At 49.5% G+C, this 15839-nt stretch carries 19 protein-coding genes; 9 read left to right on the top strand and 10 right to left on the bottom strand.

Translation table 11 applies throughout. From position 1 onward, the window contains the following. Position 1: 1 nt before the first annotated feature. The 3 genes from EXIG_RS01750 to EXIG_RS01740 all read left to right on the top strand — a co-directional run bounded on the left by EXIG_RS01750 (position 2) and on the right by EXIG_RS01740 (position 2290). Positions 2-661 carry a Type 1 glutamine amidotransferase-like domain-containing protein gene (locus EXIG_RS01750; protein WP_012369213.1) on the top strand — a complete coding sequence of 220 codons (660 nt, stop codon included), beginning with the start codon at positions 2-4 and terminating at the stop codon, positions 659-661. Continuing rightward, the gene (locus EXIG_RS01745) at positions 658-1068 is read left to right on the top strand and encodes an NUDIX hydrolase (RefSeq protein ID WP_012369212.1); all 411 of its coding nucleotides are present in this window, start codon (positions 658-660) and stop codon (positions 1066-1068) included. Before EXIG_RS01750 ends, EXIG_RS01745 begins: the two co-directional genes overlap by 4 nt. A gap of 235 nt (positions 1069-1303) precedes the next feature. Beyond that, positions 1304-2290 (top strand): DNA/RNA non-specific endonuclease, encoded by a 987-nt coding sequence (locus EXIG_RS01740; RefSeq protein WP_012369211.1) that lies wholly within the window; start codon positions 1304-1306, stop codon positions 2288-2290. 57 nt (positions 2291-2347) lie between these two features. Here the strand turns inward: EXIG_RS01740 and EXIG_RS01735 are convergent, their stop codons facing one another. Next, positions 2348-3433 (bottom strand): GGDEF domain-containing protein, encoded by a 1086-nt coding sequence (locus tag EXIG_RS01735; protein WP_012369210.1) that lies wholly within the window; start codon positions 3431-3433, stop codon positions 2348-2350. A gap of 158 nt (positions 3434-3591) precedes the next feature. Between EXIG_RS01735 and EXIG_RS01730 the strand changes: the two genes are divergently transcribed. Next, entirely contained in the window at positions 3592-3777 is a 186-nt protein-coding gene (locus EXIG_RS01730) for a hypothetical protein (RefSeq protein ID WP_012369209.1), read from the top strand. Positions 3778-3843: 66 nt separating this feature from the next. Here EXIG_RS01730 and EXIG_RS15555 read toward each other — a convergent pair whose 3' ends face one another. Continuing rightward, positions 3844-4386: an NUMOD4 domain-containing protein gene (locus EXIG_RS15555; RefSeq protein ID WP_200859020.1), complete on the bottom strand. Its 543-nt coding sequence runs from the start codon at positions 4384-4386 to the stop codon at positions 3844-3846. 122 nt (positions 4387-4508) lie between these two features. Between EXIG_RS15555 and EXIG_RS01720 the strand changes: the two genes are divergently transcribed. Both EXIG_RS01720 and EXIG_RS01715 read left to right on the top strand, forming a co-directional pair. Further along, on the top strand, positions 4509-5093 hold the full coding sequence (locus EXIG_RS01720; protein ID WP_012369207.1) for a DEAD/DEAH box helicase family protein: 585 nt from the start codon (positions 4509-4511) through the stop codon (positions 5091-5093). Further along, positions 5090-5386 carry a hypothetical protein gene (locus EXIG_RS01715; protein WP_012369206.1) on the top strand — a complete coding sequence of 99 codons (297 nt, stop codon included), beginning with the start codon at positions 5090-5092 and terminating at the stop codon, positions 5384-5386. The genes EXIG_RS01720 and EXIG_RS01715 overlap by 4 nt, the downstream gene beginning before the upstream one ends. Before the next feature lie 238 nt (positions 5387-5624). Here the strand turns inward: EXIG_RS01715 and EXIG_RS01710 are convergent, their stop codons facing one another. From EXIG_RS01710 to EXIG_RS01700, 3 genes are read right to left on the bottom strand one after another with little or no spacing between them, the layout of a single operon-like run. Beyond that, positions 5625-5951, bottom strand: a complete 327-nt coding sequence (locus EXIG_RS01710; RefSeq protein WP_012369205.1) for a hypothetical protein — start codon at positions 5949-5951, stop codon at positions 5625-5627. After that, the gene (locus tag EXIG_RS01705; protein ID WP_012369204.1) at positions 5948-7003 is read right to left on the bottom strand and encodes a DNA alkylation repair protein; all 1056 of its coding nucleotides are present in this window, start codon (positions 7001-7003) and stop codon (positions 5948-5950) included. The genes EXIG_RS01710 and EXIG_RS01705 overlap by 4 nt, the downstream gene beginning before the upstream one ends. Further along, positions 7000-8055, bottom strand: coding sequence for a bifunctional transcriptional activator/DNA repair enzyme AdaA (locus tag EXIG_RS01700; RefSeq protein ID WP_012369203.1), 1056 nt, complete (start codon positions 8053-8055; stop codon positions 7000-7002). The genes EXIG_RS01705 and EXIG_RS01700 overlap by 4 nt, the downstream gene beginning before the upstream one ends. A 165-nt stretch (positions 8056-8220) precedes the next feature. On the opposite strand from EXIG_RS01700, the gene EXIG_RS01695 reads away from it, so the two are divergent. Together EXIG_RS01695 and EXIG_RS01690 are read left to right on the top strand one after the other, a co-directional pair. Then, positions 8221-8787, top strand: a complete 567-nt coding sequence (locus EXIG_RS01695; RefSeq protein WP_012369202.1) for a sensor histidine kinase — start codon at positions 8221-8223, stop codon at positions 8785-8787. Positions 8788-8923: 136 nt separating this feature from the next. Beyond that, on the top strand, positions 8924-10714 hold the full coding sequence (locus tag EXIG_RS01690; RefSeq protein WP_012369201.1) for an acyltransferase family protein: 1791 nt from the start codon (positions 8924-8926) through the stop codon (positions 10712-10714). A 44-nt stretch (positions 10715-10758) separates the two neighbouring features. On the opposite strand, the gene EXIG_RS01685 is transcribed toward EXIG_RS01690, so the two are convergent. The 4 genes from EXIG_RS01685 to EXIG_RS01670 all read right to left on the bottom strand — a co-directional run bounded on the left by EXIG_RS01685 (position 10759) and on the right by EXIG_RS01670 (position 13200). Then, the gene (locus tag EXIG_RS01685; RefSeq protein ID WP_041261434.1) at positions 10759-10941 is read right to left on the bottom strand and encodes a hypothetical protein; all 183 of its coding nucleotides are present in this window, start codon (positions 10939-10941) and stop codon (positions 10759-10761) included. Positions 10942-10952: 11 nt separating this feature from the next. Then, entirely contained in the window at positions 10953-11150 is a 198-nt protein-coding gene (locus EXIG_RS01680) for a hypothetical protein (protein WP_012369200.1), read from the bottom strand. Positions 11151-11342: 192 nt separating this feature from the next. Next, positions 11343-11828, bottom strand: coding sequence for a FixH family protein (locus tag EXIG_RS01675; protein ID WP_012369199.1), 486 nt, complete (start codon positions 11826-11828; stop codon positions 11343-11345). Next, positions 11821-13200, bottom strand: coding sequence for a PepSY-associated TM helix domain-containing protein (locus EXIG_RS01670; protein WP_012369198.1), 1380 nt, complete (start codon positions 13198-13200; stop codon positions 11821-11823). The genes EXIG_RS01675 and EXIG_RS01670 overlap by 8 nt, the downstream gene beginning before the upstream one ends. A 489-nt stretch (positions 13201-13689) precedes the next feature. On the opposite strand from EXIG_RS01670, the gene EXIG_RS01665 reads away from it, so the two are divergent. Next, complete coding sequence (locus tag EXIG_RS01665) at positions 13690-15060, top strand: hypothetical protein (RefSeq protein ID WP_012369197.1); 1371 nt, start codon at positions 13690-13692, stop codon at positions 15058-15060. 111 nt (positions 15061-15171) lie between these two features. Here the strand turns inward: EXIG_RS01665 and EXIG_RS01660 are convergent, their stop codons facing one another. After that, positions 15172-15762: a DedA family protein gene (locus tag EXIG_RS01660; RefSeq protein ID WP_012369196.1), complete on the bottom strand. Its 591-nt coding sequence runs from the start codon at positions 15760-15762 to the stop codon at positions 15172-15174. Positions 15763-15839 lie beyond the last annotated feature (77 nt).

The following is a 15839-nucleotide window of genomic DNA, read 5'->3' as shown; positions in this document are numbered from 1 at the left end:
CATGAGAGATCAACAACTGTTTCTCTTTGGCGGCGGTCCGCCGTTCACCCCAATGCTTTGCCGACAATTCGTCTCTTGTCTCAAACAGTCAGGACCGGTTGCCTTACTATATGTACCGCGTCCCGGCTCAAACTGGGACGATTATGCCCCGATTTATACAGATGCCTTAACAGCAAATGGTGTAACAGATTTTTTCCACTTTCCATTGTCTGCGCGTCCGACATCTGAACAACTCGAACAATTAGCCGGAAGTGCCGGGATCATCATCTCGGGCGGAGAAACGGAACGGTATCAACAGTTCATCGTCGGTACGCCGATCGGCACCATCATTCAAGAACGGTTTCAGCACGGTGTTCCGGTCGCCGGGTTTTCAGCCGGTGCCTTACTGACACCGGACGAGTGTCGGATTCCGGTAATCGATCAACGAAACGGTCAAGCGTTAGTCCTGAAGGGTCTCGGACTGTTAACGGACGCTGTGATTTCCGTCCATTACGATACATGGCAGGAAGAGACAAACTTGTCCGATGCGTTCATGAAGACAGCAAGTAATTTCGGCTACGGTTTACCGGAACGAAGCGGCATTCATCTGAAGAATGGTCAGCTGATGCAACAGGAAGGTCCGGAAGTTGTTCTACTCAGACAAAAGGGGGAATACATATGACAACGATCGTAACAGCTGTCAAAGGCATCGTGCAGTACGACAACCGGATCTTAATCGTCCAACGCGCCGCTGCCGACTCCGGTGGCGGAACATGGGAATGTCCAGGTGGGAAAATTGATTTCGGTGAGCAACCGGAAGACAGTCTGAAACGGGAAATCGAGGAAGAAACGGGACTGGCGGTCACTGTCGACCGGATTGCTTATGCCTCAAGCCTGATGACGCATCCTGACCGGCAAGTCATCCTGCTCGTTTACTTCTGTACGGCAACAAACGATGCTGTCCAACTATCCGACGAACATGACGATTATTTGTGGGCAGATGACGCGATGTTTCGTCAGAACATCGCGCCCAATATCCTGACTGATTTTGAACAACATCACATTTTCCGGAAGCTGCTTTTGTCTTAACGGTCCTACTGCCTGAACTACGTCCAACACTGGAATACCCGTTCCAACACGTCAGCTGTCTGCGGCGTGTTTTTGGCGTGTACTTTATTTTTGAACCAGTATCCTAAAACACCGGCATTTTTGGCGAAACGGCTTTTATCATATATTTAATTTGGTTCATTATTCAAAATCACCTTGTATTCGAAGGGAAAGATTCCTAGAATGGACAAGAATGTCATGTCAAAGGAGTCGAATCATGAAACACACACTTACATATCTCAGTTTACCGTTAGCTGCCCTTCTGTTAACGGGATGCGCGGCGGAAGAACCGGTATCGCAAGAGCTGAAAGTTGAACAACAGAGCGAACAGAAAAAAATTCCTGAGCAGACAAAACCTGTCCAGGAAAAGCCGAAGACGACGGATGCTGATTCTGAACAGACAACGGGCGCAGCATCATTGAAACCGGCCAGTCCGGCGGCAAAGCCGTCTGCAAAAGAAGCTCTTTTTTCCGGTTACAAACAGATTCAAGTCGACGGCGGTGACTTGTCCGGTGACCGGGAACCGAACGTCGTCGTCAACATCGGTTTTGGCGACCGCGAGTACTGGGCCTTTACGAACGAACATGCACAACTGGTTAAAGTCGTCGCCAAAAAAATCACCTTACAAAATGATGCCGAGGAGACGACATCTTCCGGCCGTTATTATTCGGATGAAGCGAAGGTTCCCGGTGTCGAGAGTCCGCAGCTTGACGAGGGACACGTCATTGCCGACTCACTCGGCGGAGTCTCAAACGCTTATAACATCACCCCGCAGGACAGTACGCTCAACCGGCACGGCGATCAGGCGTATATGGAAAACACCATCCGTAAGGCCGGTGCGGTGACGGACTTTGAAGCGACCATCACGTATCCGGATACGACAACACAAATCCCGTCGCATTATCACTATACGTATACGTTGCGCGGAAATAAAATCGTCGATGATTTCGATAACGTCAACCCAGATGAAGTGAATGCCGAACTCGGTCTGACCGAAAACAAAGAAGAACCGGCACCAGCCCCTGCTGATCCGGAACTGACTTCGGACACAACGGGTGACGTCTCGACCGTTGATACGAACGGCAACGGACAAGTCACAATTCAGGAAGCAAAGGACGCCGGATTCAGCATGCCGATCACGGATGACCATTGGCTTTATCCCTATATGCGGGACAATGACCATGACGGCATGGTCGGTGAATAATTTTTACGTGCAGCATAAAACAGGCGGGCTCCCCGGAGTCCGCCTGTTTGTATTGGATTATTCTTCACTGTATGCGACGACCTTATTCCGTCCTGTCTGTTTTGCTTGATAAAGGGACTGATCGGCCTTTTGGATGACTTCAAATGATGTCTCGCCTTGGTCCGACGAGGCCGCCCCAATCGATAACGTGACATGGAATGCCGGATACGTACTGAAGACAAAATGTTGATCGGCACAGGCCAAGCGGATTGTTTCGCCGAGCCGGACGGCATCTTTAAGCGGTGTGTCCGGTAACAGGACGACAAACTCTTCCCCGCCGTATCTGCCGACGAGCGCCTGATCCGGACAACAGTGTTCGAGCAAGTGGCTCAATTGACGTAAGACGACATCGCCCCCGTCATGGCCATATGTATCATTGACCGACTTAAAAAAGTCGATATCGACGATCAAGACGGAAAAGGCAAAACCATATTTGTCATAAGACGCTAGGGTCTCGTCGAGTTTCCGCCGGTTGGCGAGATTCGTCAGACCGTCCGTCAAAGCAAGCTCCTGCTGGGTTTGGACGAATTGGAAGTGTTTGCGTAATTCCTGCAGGAAACTGTACGTGACGTAACCGCCCAGTAAAATGAAAATGATATAAACCAAGGCAATTTCAAGAAATCGGTTAAACGTCTCCGTCAATAGATAAAGGGCGGGTAAACTGTAGCCAATTCCGATCCCGATCAGGACTAAATAATCTTTCAATGTATGCGACGCAAAGCGGCGGTAAATACTTGCCGTGATGAGTAACGCGATACAAATCAAGCCGGTCAGGATCAACCCTTCGTAAGCCCCAGGCGGTGTAACCGCAAACCGGGCACCGAGAATGGAGAGTGTCGTAATCCCGCCACTGACCCAGCCGCCATAATAATATGCCGTGACAAGCGCGACGAGCCGTAAATCAATTTTTGCCCCGTCATACGTAATACTGTTCAGGACAAGTAATACACTGATAAATCCGGCAATGAATCCGATCAGGATACGAAGCTTGACCGGTGACGCCGGTGAAATGAGTTTGACGTGGCGGAGTGGTAAAAAGGCAAATAACAGTGATGTGATCAATAACGAAAAATTTAACAGAAACTGATTAAACTGACTCAACATGCTGCACGCCCCTTAATGTAAAACTAATTCCCTACACGTTATAGTTCTTTATCGGACGGTTTCTTACCTGTTTCAAGCACTCTGACAGGTTTCCATTTTTTGCATCAGGGAATCACTTCAAAGAGACTGTTTCTACTTCATAAGGGGGTAATCGCATCATGGATATGAAAGAGGAAAAAAAGAAAAGCAAGATGCCATTTTTCGTCATTCTCGTCATCATCATTTTTGTCGCCGTCGCCGCTGCCCTGATTATTTATGTTACGTCCGAACCAAAAGAAGAAACTCTTCAGTTCATGCAAATGACGACGAGTTTCGTCTCGGCTTATCTGCCTGTCGCAAGCTAATTTCTTATAAAGTAGAAGGCAGACTCGATTGATTCGGGTCCGCCTTTTTTGATGTTTGTTTCGGATTCAGATGACATACTGCGCTTCCTTTTTGTCGATAATATTGCGGATCCGATTTTCCGTCACCTGATACGTCAGTGCCAAGCGTCGGATTGACTGTCCTGTTTGGTAACGGTAGCGGATAGCCCGAATCTGCCGGGGAGATAATTCGATGTGTTGACTGAGCAATGATTCGAATTCGTCGAGCAGTGACGCGTACGCTTGACTCACGGTCGGTTTGACCGTCAGATTGTCAACCTGGTCGTTCAGTCGATTGCCGTCTGCCCGGATAATCCGCTCCTGCACTGCCTCACCATCAATAAATGTTTTTACGACAAGTTCTCCGACATAATACCGTTCGCCCCGTCCTTGCTGGTATAACGTGACTTTCCGGTAACCTTCCTGATTGATCCGCGGCCGTAAGACGACGCCTTTCCGTCGTTGTTTAACCCCCCGGCTCGTCTCGATGATCCGGTCGAGCGAGCGGACGTTCCCTGCTGTCGAGACCTGATACATGCCTTCATATCCTTCTATCATCTTCCAGTGTTCCATATGATAAATGACCTCCATTCGGTCGAAAAAAAACAGCAGCATTTCTTACTGTCATTATATCATTTTACGAACAAACGTTCTAATATGAACACTCTGTTTTTCTATGCTAGTATTAACAAAAAAAGGAAGAGGTGTCAGGGATGAAGTTTGTCATGTTACTTGGTCCGCAAGCCGTCGGCAAAATGACGATTGGTCAGGAACTCGAGCAAAAAACAGGAATGAAATTATTCCATAACCACCAGACGATTGACCTGCTGCATCCGTACTTTGACTTTACGAAACCGGCGCACCATAAACTGAAGGACTTGATCCGGCGGGAGATGTTTAAAGAGATGGCCGTCAGTGACCTCGAAGGGGTGATCTTTACGTTTTTGTGCCTGTTCGGCGTCGAAGGCGGAGGGATCGAATTCATCGAAGAGACCGTTCAACTATTTGAAGAAGCTGGTGCCGAAGTGTTCATCGTTGAACTCGAAGCTGCCTTGTCGACCCGTCTTGCCCGGAATCAGACGGAAAACCGCTTACTACATAAGTTTACGAAACGGGACATTGCCGCGTCGGAAGCCAACCTGCTTGAAACAGCCGAACATTACCGGACGCATTCACTTCCGGGAGAACTTCCGTATCCCAACTATCTCCGTCTTGATACCGAGGGACGTTCGGCCGGCGAAAGTGCCGAAACGATTTGCCGACACTTTAATTGGTCGACGAATCTGGTCGAACGATGAATCAATCCAAGCAGACATACTTGCCGGTTTTCTTGACGCTTGGTTTGCTTCTGTTCAATATGCTGACGTCCTACTTACTGAGCGGACAATTTTTTCCGAACCTGAGCCTGTGGGTGCCGATCGGTCTCAACGTGTTGGTCGGACTCGGCTATATCGTTTCGCTGGTAATGGGTCTCCGGTCGACAAATAACTACGTCAAATGGTTCAGTATGTTGGCGAACACCGCCTTTTTGCTGTCACTATCGGTCATCACCTTTATGTTATTACTCGCAAACGGCATTTCAGAGCCTTAATACTGCACACGAAAAACCGTCTGTTCAGAAGCTTATTTTCTGAAGAGACGGTTTTATTTTGATCGATTCAAAAAAATCGTCGACTCCACTCGACTTCTACAGGAAAAGGAAGCGCGCTTCCGTCAGGAACAGGCGAGACCCGGTCGTCCGAGGACGACCGCGGCTTGCGTTCCGCCTGAGAAAAGCGAGTGGTGGAAAAACGATTCTGGGCTCTCTTTGTTTAATGATTTTCACCACTTCAATGCGTCAAGTCACGACGAAAAACCGGACCGTCCTTATAAAATCCATTTTCAAGCCAAATCTCTGCTTCTCCGCCCTCTCCTGTCACGAATGGCAACAGCAACGTCCGCGCGAGATACGAAAGGATGACGGTCAAGGCTTCTTGGATATAGCCGTCACGGTCGGACGGATCAATTGCGTCAGAGCTGAGCTGCTGACCGGTTAATTGAATCAGAGCGACCTGTTCGTTCTCTCTTTTCTTCAGTACCCAGATACATCCGTTGGCAGTATCCGTAGCTGTAATCGATAACCGGGATGTCGTAAAGTCCGGATGGCGACCTTTCATGTTGTTTCCTCCTTCGTGACATCAAACTCCGTCGTCGCATAGGCTTCTCCGTTAATTAAAATCGTCACTTGATGTGTTCCCGGATAATGGACCCGTGTCGTCAAATTCCGGAACGACTGCCGCTTCGCAAACGTCTCCCGTCCCGTTACCTGCCGCTCACTGATCCGAAAGACTTTTTGACTCGTCCCCCGTTTTTTGACGTAGTCGATCGCATATTCAATCCGTAGGACTTGCGGTTCGGTTGTCGTCACGTGAAAGGAAAAAGCCAGTTCTCCGCCAATTGCCAGTGTCGGTGTGACCGTCAGTTCGTCGACGGTCACGGTTCCCCGCGTAACGAGACCAAAGGCTTTTAAGACATCCCGGTGGCCTTGTTTCAACAGAGTTCGTGAGGCATGCCGTAAAATCCAGTCCGTATGCGAATGCGTTCCGAGCCGCTCCAATCGTTCAATGACGAGTTCCGGATGGGTCTTTGCGATATCATTCAAGTGATTGGCAACACTTTTTCGGACGTATAAGGCGTCGTCTTCAAGCAATGAATCGAGAATCGGCAGGACCGGTCGCGGATCGGCAATCAGTGAGGGAATCATCTGTCCCCACGGCAAACGCGGACGGGTTCCTTCCGACGCTAAACGTCGGACATGTTCGTCACTCGACTGACTCCATCGCGTCGCCCCCTCTAAAAACCGGTCCTGATCATCGAGCAAAAACCGACGGACGGCAAATTCCGATGTCGAATGCGGTGTTAATCGTTCGAGCGCCAACATAGCCCGGTCCCAGTCGCCTTCTTCCGCCTGGATTTCAATATAATCCGGAAACACAATTCCGGGTAATCCCGGAAAGTCCGGAGCAATCGTCTCGAGCCGGGTCGCCGCCTGTTCAAATTCAGCCGGTAGATGATGCTCCAGTCGGGTCGCAATCCGACGGACCCGTTGTTTAAACGCCAGTTCCTCCCAGTCCTCCTGTTGCACCGTTTTTCTAAAATCGGTAGCGTTTAACGCCTTGCCCAACCGGTCGAGCCACTCGTCCGTAAAGACATCTTTAATCAAACTCATCTATGATTCAATCCTCTCTTCGTCCGTTCTAGTTTGAGTAACGCAGCTTTTCGCGCCAAGCCGCCGGCGTAACCGCCAAGATCTCCGGCCAGCCGGATGACCCGGTGACAGGGAATCAGAATCGCCAGTTGATTGGCACCGTTCGCCCGGGCGACGGCGCGGACGGCTGCCGGATTTCCGACACGGACGGCCAGTTCCTGATACGAAATTGTCTCGCCCGCCGGAATTAAACACAATTGCTCCCAGACCTGCCGTTGAAACGGCGTCCCGTAGAGAACGAGCGGAAGATCAAATCGGTCGCGCGTTCCGGCAAAGTATTCTTCCAGTTGAACCGTCACCTGTTCAAACACCGGGGCGTCACCGGGAATGATCACAGCCCGGGCTGTCAGCCGCAACCGTTCCACTTCCCGTTCCAGTCCGCGTCGATCGACGAACTCGAGTAAGTGCAGTCCTCCTTCATCGGCAATCGCCAGCATCGGTCCGAGCGGCGTATCGAGCCACTTCGCCTGCAGATAGGCTCCACTCCAACGTTTCGGTGTCTCGCCCAAAATGCGGGCAAAGGCATCGCGGAAACCGCTGCTCGATTCATAACCGCTTGCCAGTTGGACCTCGATGACCGGTTGCCCCTTCCGGATTTCCTTCATCGCCAGTCCCATCCGGCGTGACCGAGCATATTCGACGAACGTCATCCCGAATCTTTTTTTGAACTGCCGTCGTGCGGTCGAGGCATCGAGTCCCAGTTCACGAAAGTCGGCGTCTTTGAAGCGTTTTTCGGGATTTGCTTCGACCGCTGCAATCAAGCGGGTGATGACCTCACTGTCCCCCGGGTAAGCGAGCGGTTTACAGCGTAAACACGGCCGGTACGAAGCCAGTAACGCCTCTTTCGCCGTCTCAAAAAACTCACAATTCTCCTGCTTCGGTTTCCGTGCCGGACAGGTCGGCCGGCAAAAAATCCCCGTCGTCTTGACCCCGACAAAAAATGTCCCCTCGTACGAACCATCACGACGGACGAGCGCTTCATAATAATCCGTTTCCGGTAAGGTATTCATCATGTGTCCCTCCCCTTCTTTTCCTCAGTATACCGAGTTTGCCGTTAGTCATGTCGCCGAAAATCAGGCACGGATGTTTTCTTAAGACAAACTTAAGAATTCTCTCCTGTTTGTGAAAGATATGACCTGTATCATCGGTGATATACTCAAGAAGAAAGTAGGTTTCATATGTTTGATTTTTTAAAGGAAGCCATCCAATCACCCAAAACGATTGGCGCGATTGCCCCAAGCAGTCCCCGTTTAGCACAAATGATGGCACAGCGGGCAGTCGCCGATCATCCGGACGTCATCATCGAAGTCGGCGCCGGTGACGGGGCGATTACCCAAGCCCTATTGCGCGCGCGTCACCCGGAAACGACTTATCGGTACGCAGGACCGGCTCATTTGAGCGTTCAAGCTGCCCCGAACCTGTTGCGGCGCTTGATCGAAAATCTTGTACGTAATGCGACACTTCACGGAACAGGTGATTTGTCGTTCGAAGTGCTCCAAGAAAGCGGTCACTTGACCTTCCGTTGCTCCAATGCCATTCCGGAGACCTTAACGCCTCATCAACTCACGGAACTGGCAACCCCTTTCGTCACGTCCGACATGTCACGGTCCAATGGTGGATCCGGCATTGGTCTGTCGATCATCGAACAAATCGTTGCCCGGCACAACGGGACGATGCAACTAACGTCGGAACAAAACCGGTTTATCGTCTCGGTTGTCTTGCCGGATGCTTATAAAGAGGGATGACGGTACAGGATGAACTCACAAAAATTTGAGTTCATCTTTTTTTGGTTGTTACTGGTTCGACACTCCTTCTGAAATGGAATTCGATATACTAGAGAATATCATTCTTTAGGCACAGCCATGGAGGAGCTCCTTACTTATGAAATCATTCAACCGTTCGACCACATATATGCCCGGACTCGATGGTCTGCGTGCGTTCGCTGTCATCGCTGTTATTTTGTACCATCTGTCAGTACCGATGCTGACCGGCGGGTTTCTCGGCGTGGATGTGTTTTTTGTCCTGTCGGGTTACTTGATTACCGGCTTGTTGCTCAGTGAGTGGCAACAGACCGGTCGCATCGATTTAAAACGGTTTTGGGTGCACCGGTTCCGCCGGTTATTCCCGCCGCTGTTCGTCCTGCTCGTTCTTGTCCTCAGTTATGTCACAGTGTTTGAGCGGGACTTGTTACATATGCTTCGCCAGGACATCATGGCTGCCCTCGTCTACATGACGAACTGGTGGTATATCGTCCATGACGTCTCTTATTTCGAATCGTTCGGCAAACCGTCACCGATTCAAAACCTATGGTCGCTTGCGATCGAGGAACAGTTTTACTTGATATTTCCGATTGTGCTCAGTTTTGGGCTCGCATCAAAACGGCTGTTGCTCCGGGGAATCGCACTGCTTGCCCTGCTGTCCGCACTCCTGATGGCGATTTTGTTTACACCGGGAATGGATCCAAGCCGTGTCTATTACGGAACCGATACCCGGTTGTTTGCCTTGTTGATCGGCAGTCTGCTTGCCTTTGCTTGGCGACCGGAACGGTTTAAGAAAGAGATTCCGTCACGGGGTGTCCGGTTATTGAACGTGACCGGTGCCGTGATTGTCCCGGTGCTTGTTGTGCTGATGCTCGTGACAAGTGAGTACGGTCGTTTTCTGTATTATGGCGGATTTGTATTCGTCGCTGTTCTTGCGGCGTTACTGATCGCCGTTGTTGCTCATCCGGCGTCTTTTTGGAGCCGGTTATTCGCAGCCCAGTGGCTGATCGCCATCGGTAAACGGTCATACGGTCTGTATTTATGGCATTTCCCGCTGATCACCTTGATGACGCCCATTGAACAAACCGGAACATTTTCCTGGCTCCGGAATCTCGGGATTCTCGTCATCCTGGTCATCGTGACCGAACTGTCCTATCAGTTCGTCGAACGTCCGGTCCGCCGGCTTGGTCTGCTTGGATACATCCGGCAATTTCAGATTCACCCGCGGACCTTCCGGCAGTTTTCCCGGACGAAGTGGGTCTCTGTTTCCCTTGCCAGTCTGCTTCTCCTCAGCTTCATCGGGAATTTATCGATTCTTGCCGTGTCGGACGAACCGGCTCAACAATCGATTCCGACAGTCGCGGCGCCGCATTCCAAACCGGTACTTGTCAAAAAACCGACGAACCCGGTGCCGGAGAAACGTACACGGTCGATGTGCCGCCCGACGCTCGCGATCGGCGACTCGGTGTTGCTCGGAGTGGAAGATTACCTTGGCAGTAAGCTTCAGCAAGTGACGATTGACGCCAAGCTCGGACGTCAGCTCCGGGAAGCCATTCCGCTCAGCACGAAGTATGCGGCGTACAATCACACCGACCATCAAGTCATCCTGCACCTCGGGACAAACGGCAGTTTCCGTCCCGAACAGTTAGAGGAATTACTCGACCGGTTCGCCAATGCCGATCAGGTGTATCTGGTGACGACACGGGTGCCGCGTCCGTGGGAACGAGAGGTCAACACAATGCTGAAGCAAGCCGCTGAACGCAAACGGGTGACGCTCATTGATTGGCATGCCGTTGCCGTCAAACATCCGTCGTACTTCGAACAGGACGGTGTCCACTTGAACATCAAAGGTGCCCGGGCTTACTCGAAGCTGCTTGCCAAAGCGACAGGGTGTGCCCCTACAACAAAATGACAGAACACAGCCACCATTCTCCGATCGTTGAGAAGGTGGCTGTTTTAGAACGTATACACGAGTCCGATGTAGAGCAGGCTGACACCAAGGAGACAGAACAGACTGCCGAGCAGGAACGGCAGGCGTTTTTGATAGGTCAACAGCAACAGTCCGATACTGACGCAACCCGATAAGAGCAGGACACGGTTCGACCAAAGAATCGGCTTGACTGCTCCAAGCGTGTTCAAATCCGGCGATTCTAGTACGCATGTTCAGATAGAAGCTGATCGAGCGTCGCTCGCAAATCCGATGCGGGAGACGAGAAATCTAGAGATACTTTGCCTGAACTGTGGGACATCTTGCTATGATCTTCATGACCATGGGCACTGACGCCTGCTGCCGGAATCAATAATGCGGCACTGAGTGGGACGGCGAGATACGACTTTTTCATCTTCATCTTATGAACACCCCTTTGTTTTTTTAAACTACACACAGATAACGTAAGGAGTTCACAAATAGTTTTATGTTTTTAATTTTTTTATTCGAAATATTTTTATTCGAAAAACAAATACTTTTAACTTCAGATTTCCATTAAAAAAAACAGGATGATGGATTCAAATCCATTACCCTGTTTGACTGTTCTATTTTTTTAATGATGATGCCCGCTGCTTCCACCAGCCGGTTTCGCACCGCCTTGCAAGATTTTTAAGTCGTTGGCGGACAGTTCGCCGACAATAAACTGTCTGGTCGGCATAATCATCGCCCCGTTACTGCTGGCGTGAACTTTGATGTAATACAGACCTTCCTTCGGCAATTTCTTCTCAATCGAGTAAACTCCCGGTTTCGTTTCATCTGCCGGTTCCATACTGTACCGAAGTGTTCCATCTGCTTTCCAGATTTCAAAATGGACATATTCCGCTTCTTTAACTGCTTTTTGATCCTGCCACAGTGTTGCTCCGAATCGGTACTGTTTTTCCTGATCAGCTTTCAGTACTTTCGGAATTTCAAACTTTACAGACAGCGGTGCTGAGACTGCGTAATGTTCTGCCGCGTCAGACGTAACACTACATCCTGCAAGACCGGTACTGGTGACAATCAGTCCACTTACTAAAAGACCTTGGATGGACTTACGCATTCAAAAACCTCCTTAGAACCGCAATTCGCCGGATGATGATGAAATCCACCAGCCAGACCACAATTAACGACAGACCAACCAGCGGGAACAGGACACCGAGGATAATCAGCACGAGAATAAACCATTTGATGGATTTCGCCGGCGGTCCTTTCGGTGCCCCCATCCCTTTGCCCGGTTTCCGTTTCAACCATAGATAGAATCCACTGACCGCTACCAAGATGATTCCAAGACAAATGGCTAAACTGATCAATTGATTGATCAGACCGAATTCAGTTCCTTTGTGCAGCGTGATACCGAGTGCAACGATTTTACCGACAAGCCCATAGTTAGCAAACCGGTAATCCGCTAAAACAGCACCAGAATATTGATCGAGATGAATCGTCGCTTCATTTTCCGCTTTCGCCGGGTAGGCCGACAGTGTGTAGACACCTGCCGGATCACTCGGAATGCTGATCGCGAAGCTTGGATCCATCCCCTGTTGTTTGGCGATTGATACAATGTCATCGATTGATGCCGGAACAAGTCCTTCGACGTTTGATTTCGGCACGTCAAGCGTCTCCGCTGCCCACGGGACTTCTGCCACATCTTTCGTTTGAACGGCTGATACCGGCGCATCTCCTCCCCAAATCGATGGTGGATAACCAAGTCCTTGATTGGTTGCAACTGATTGGAAATTGGCGCCCCAAAAACCGGACCACGGCAATCCCGTCAAAATCAGGAATAACATCCCGGCCGTAATCCAAAAGGCCGGCACCGCGTGCAAATCACGTCGGAAGATTTTTTTCCCCTGGCGCAGACGCGGAATCAAGACACCACTCCAACCGGCTGCTTTTTTACGCGGGAACCATAAAAATAATCCTGTTACGATTAAGACAATCGCCCAACAGGCAACAAGTTCAACGATCCGGTCTCCGATTGTCCCGGCCATCAATTCGCCGTGGATTTCTTCGACTTTATTCATGATCCGGTCATCATCCGCCAGTTCGCCGATAATTTTTCCGGTGTACGGATTGATGAAGACCGTCGACGAGGCCTCTGCCGTCGCAATCTTCACTTCACTCGACCGTGCATCGGTTTCTCCGGGGCGGTACTTCGTAATACTTGCGTCCGGATAGTTTGCTTTGACAGCATTGATTTGTGCCGTCGCTGAAATCCGGTTTTCTTGCGGTGTCACTTCATAATACTTCTGATATAACACATTCTCGATTTGTGGTTTGAATAAGTAAATCGATCCCGTCACGGCAAGCATGACAAGAAATGGTGCAAAAATCAGTCCGGCATAAAAGTGCCAGCGCCAAACCGTCCGGTAAAATGATGATGCGGAACGGTTTTCCGTTTTCTGTTCTGTTCCCCTCGTCTCGAGTTGATTCATGTTCAATCCCCGCTTCTTCGTTAAGTAGATGTTCTCATGACAATATGTAAGATGAGTTATGATGGCACACGTGTTGTCACGAGTCTGCTGTCTTATTCTACGTGTTCTTTTCTCTCCCCACCCCTTCAGTGATTTCAGTTTTCCGTACATCCGTGAAAAATATGTCCAGCTGGTGAACGCTTATTAAGTATAAGCGGTTACACAATTTGCGGACCGCTGACACTATGGCGATTTTTTGCCAATCCGGTGATATCTCTGCGTGTTAATTAAGTAGTTGCTTCGTTAAATTCCACACAATAATTTCGTACATATAATAAGAAAACACTTAGTTTCTTTACAAGTGAGTTAAATGATTTTGAAATTTTTTCATATTTTTTAATCTTTTTTAAATCCAATTCAAAACCGGGTGCGTATGCTGTTCAGAACGATGAGGAAATGAATTACCAGATTGGTTAAAATAAACACCTAAATTTGAGAGGATGAGACAAGATGAAAAACACGAAAAAATTCGCAGCAACAGCCATGGCAGCAGCACTCGTATTACCAGGAACGGCAGCATTCGCTTCCGGTGGCGGAGACGACATGAAACACGAGGAGAGCGCGAAGAACGTCACGGTCAAAACAAAAGCCGCTGACCTCCGTGCAACACTCGATCAGTTACTCTCAGAGCACTTCGTGCTTGCCGTCATGGACATGAAAAAACAATATGACGGATCAAAAGATGCTCAGTATTATGAAGCGGCACTGAAACAGAACGCACTCGACATGACACCGGCGATCGCTTCTGTGTACGGCGACGAAGGCGCAAAACAATTCGAAAAAATCTTCGTTGACCACAACAAATACACAACGGATCTCGTCAAAGCCGTCAAAGCGGACGATCAAGACGGCATCAACGCGTCGAAAGCGGAAACAGAAGGGTTCGTCCAGGACCTTTCGAGCTTCCTCGACACAGCAACAGAAGGTAAACTGCCGAAGGCAGCAGCGGAAGAAGTTCTCCGTGCCCATGAAGCGGACGTCTATAAAACATTCCAACAATATGCAGCTGGTGACTACGAAGGATCGTACAACACGTTCCGTGAAGGTTACAGCCGCATGTATGATATCTCAAAAGCACTCTCCGTCGCGATCACAACACAGATGCCTGAGAAGTTCGACAACACGAAAGCGGACACAAAAGCCGCTGACCTCCGGTCAACACTCAACAGCCTCGCAGCTGAACACGTGGCACTTGCCAACATCAGCATGACAGCCGGCGTCGACCAAGCGAAAGACTACGATGCAGCAAACTGGGCAGAAGACATGCACACAGCTGACTTCAAAGCGGCTATGAAATCAGTCTACGGTCAAGCGGGCGCGGATCAATTCGAGCAAGTTTGGACGAAAAACCACATCGAAGCGCAAGCAAACCTCGTCACAGCAGCGATTAACGATGACAAGAAATTGATGGGTGACGCGCAAGACATGCTTAAAATGTTCTCAAATGACTTTGGTGCATTCCTTGGCGCAGCAACAGAAGAAAACCTTCCGACAAAAGCAGCACAAGAAGCAGTCTCTGGTCATGAGACATACGTCCAAGATACATTCATGCAGTATGTCGAAGGCGACTACAAAGGATCAGCTGACACATTCCGTGAGTCGTATGCTTACATGTACGGCGTCGGTGAAAACCTCGGTGAAGCGATCGTCAAACAATCACCTGAGAAATTCATGGACGGTACACCAGGTTCAATGCCGAACACAGGTAACGGCGGCATGAGCGACAACAATACAGCAGGTACGACTGGTGCGATCGCACTCTTCGGTCTCGCACTCGGTGCAGCCGGAATCGTCCTCGCACGCAAACGTCAAAACGCATAAGAATGTACACCTAAACAATAAACATCCCCTTCAGAACTCATTTCTGAAGGGGATGTTGTTTTGTACAGAACAATCCTGTCGAATCCTGGATGTAAACAGTATTCAACAGCATTATTCCGTGACAAATTCTTCTTCTTTTTTTAAACGATTGCGTCGTTTCGCGTGCACGACACCGGAAATAATAATCGTCAATAATGCCGCAATAATCAGAAGTACCATACTTGGATGTTCACTTAACCACATTCCCAGTTCCGACCAAGTGACCGTCTGCCCGATTCGTACGATTAAAAAAGTCCATAATCCGGTGTACAGCCCTGCCGCAACGAATGTCATCGCCAAATAACGGGATAACGGATAACCGAGTAATCCGGCAACATAATGGATCGGATGGCGGACTCCAGGTAAGAAAAAGGACAAACCGATCGCCCATAATCCACGGCGTTCTAAAATCGATTCAGCCTGCTCCAGGAATTTCGATTTCATCAACCGTTTGACGAGTGGAATTTCACGGAAAAAGCGTGCCAATAAGTAAAACCAAGCAAAGGCAATGAAAAAGACAGGCCATGCGGCTAACCAAATCAAAACCGGATGCATGCCTTCGCGGATCCGTAATGCGGCATATCCCATCATCAATACATCGTCGGATAGCGGCGTAAACATGATACCTCCTGCCAACCGGACCAATGCCATAACATCCACCATTCTCTCACGTCCTTTTTTTCTCTCTATAATTAAAGTATGCCCGAATTTCCTTGAGTTGAGCCCTCTTCTTTTCTTTA

The sequence above is a fragment of the Exiguobacterium artemiae 255-15 genome, from assembly GCF_000019905.1.
Taxonomy (GTDB): Bacteria; Bacillota; Bacilli; order Exiguobacteriales; family Exiguobacteriaceae; genus Exiguobacterium_A; species Exiguobacterium_A artemiae.
This window is presented reverse-complemented; position numbering and strand designations above follow the sequence as displayed.

Bases quoted from the DNA above. Each gene is read 5' to 3' on its own strand.
- EXIG_RS01750 (WP_012369213.1), top strand. From the start codon at position 2: ATGAGAGATCAACAACTGTTTCTCTTTGGCGGCGGTCCGCCGTTCACC.
- EXIG_RS01745 (WP_012369212.1), top strand. From the start codon at position 658: ATGACAACGATCGTAACAGCTGTCAAAGGCATCGTGCAGTACGACAAC.
- EXIG_RS01740 (WP_012369211.1), top strand. From the start codon at position 1,304: ATGAAACACACACTTACATATCTCAGTTTACCGTTAGCTGCCCTTCTG.
- EXIG_RS01735 (WP_012369210.1), bottom strand. From the start codon at position 3,433: ATGTTGAGTCAGTTTAATCAGTTTCTGTTAAATTTTTCGTTATTGATC.
- EXIG_RS01730 (WP_012369209.1), top strand. From the start codon at position 3,592: ATGGATATGAAAGAGGAAAAAAAGAAAAGCAAGATGCCATTTTTCGTC.
- EXIG_RS15555 (WP_200859020.1), bottom strand. From the start codon at position 4,386: ATGGAGGTCATTTATCATATGGAACACTGGAAGATGATAGAAGGATAT.
- EXIG_RS01720 (WP_012369207.1), top strand. From the start codon at position 4,509: ATGAAGTTTGTCATGTTACTTGGTCCGCAAGCCGTCGGCAAAATGACG.
- EXIG_RS01715 (WP_012369206.1), top strand. From the start codon at position 5,090: ATGAATCAATCCAAGCAGACATACTTGCCGGTTTTCTTGACGCTTGGT.
- EXIG_RS01710 (WP_012369205.1), bottom strand. From the start codon at position 5,951: ATGAAAGGTCGCCATCCGGACTTTACGACATCCCGGTTATCGATTACA.
- EXIG_RS01705 (WP_012369204.1), bottom strand. From the start codon at position 7,003: ATGAGTTTGATTAAAGATGTCTTTACGGACGAGTGGCTCGACCGGTTG.
- EXIG_RS01700 (WP_012369203.1), bottom strand. From the start codon at position 8,055: ATGATGAATACCTTACCGGAAACGGATTATTATGAAGCGCTCGTCCGT.
- EXIG_RS01695 (WP_012369202.1), top strand. From the start codon at position 8,221: ATGTTTGATTTTTTAAAGGAAGCCATCCAATCACCCAAAACGATTGGC.
- EXIG_RS01690 (WP_012369201.1), top strand. From the start codon at position 8,924: ATGAAATCATTCAACCGTTCGACCACATATATGCCCGGACTCGATGGT.
- EXIG_RS01680 (WP_012369200.1), bottom strand. From the start codon at position 11,150: ATGAAGATGAAAAAGTCGTATCTCGCCGTCCCACTCAGTGCCGCATTA.
- EXIG_RS01675 (WP_012369199.1), bottom strand. From the start codon at position 11,828: ATGCGTAAGTCCATCCAAGGTCTTTTAGTAAGTGGACTGATTGTCACC.
- EXIG_RS01670 (WP_012369198.1), bottom strand. From the start codon at position 13,200: ATGAATCAACTCGAGACGAGGGGAACAGAACAGAAAACGGAAAACCGT.
- EXIG_RS01665 (WP_012369197.1), top strand. From the start codon at position 13,690: ATGAAAAACACGAAAAAATTCGCAGCAACAGCCATGGCAGCAGCACTC.
- EXIG_RS01660 (WP_012369196.1), bottom strand. From the start codon at position 15,762: ATGGTGGATGTTATGGCATTGGTCCGGTTGGCAGGAGGTATCATGTTT.